The 675-nt window shown below is 67.3% G+C and carries 1 protein-coding gene; it reads left to right on the top strand.

Translation table 11 applies throughout. The annotated features are described in order from the left end of the window. Positions 1-410 precede the first annotated feature (410 nt). The coding region (locus D7X99_RS35255) for an AMP-binding protein (protein WP_147476360.1) at positions 411-675 on the top strand (265 nt) is incomplete at its 3' end.

Genomic DNA, 675 nt, shown 5'->3' with positions numbered 1-675 from the left:
CGCAGGCACCGCGAGTCCCTGCCGCCCACAACGCGGAAACCCCGCTCCCTCCTTCGAGGGGGCGGGGCCCGTGAACAGAGTGACTGGCGCGCCGCGGCGCTACATGCGCGATCAGGTCCGCGACGTTCACCACGCGTGACAGGCCAGAGTCGGTGAAGGCGCGACACGGGATGTATCAGGCGGGTCAAGCTAGAAAGGTTTCATGGAGTGGTTGAAGAGCCTGCTCGGCCGCGCTTGAGGGCATGCCGAGTCCCCGCTCCCCGAGTGGGCTGGCGTCAGGAACCTCCGGGGTTTCGTCACCAGGAGTGCCGAGGAATTGAGCACCCGGGCTGCTATTAAGTGTCGGCGCTTTCTCGACACATGGATGGCTCCCCGTGCACGACTTCTCGCGAACCCTTCCTTGCGTCCTGATGAAGCTTGTCCAAGGGCCGTCCGCCCACGCGCCGCTCTACACGTTCCTGGGTGAAGCCGACGGTGAAGAGACCGTGTGGAGCGCATCCGACCTGGACGTGCGAGCACGGCGGATTGCCTCCGCGCTGCGTGAGCGAGGCGCGCAAGGCGAGCGCGTGCTGCTGCTGTACCCGCCGGGACTGGACTACATCGCGGGCTTCTTCGGCTGCCTGTACGCGGGAGCGGTGGCGGTGCCCGCGTATCCGCCGGACCCGATGCGGCTGG

This window comes from Corallococcus sp. AB032C (assembly GCF_003668935.1).
Lineage (GTDB): Bacteria > Myxococcota > Myxococcia > Myxococcales > Myxococcaceae > Corallococcus > Corallococcus exiguus.
This window is presented reverse-complemented; position numbering and strand designations above follow the sequence as displayed.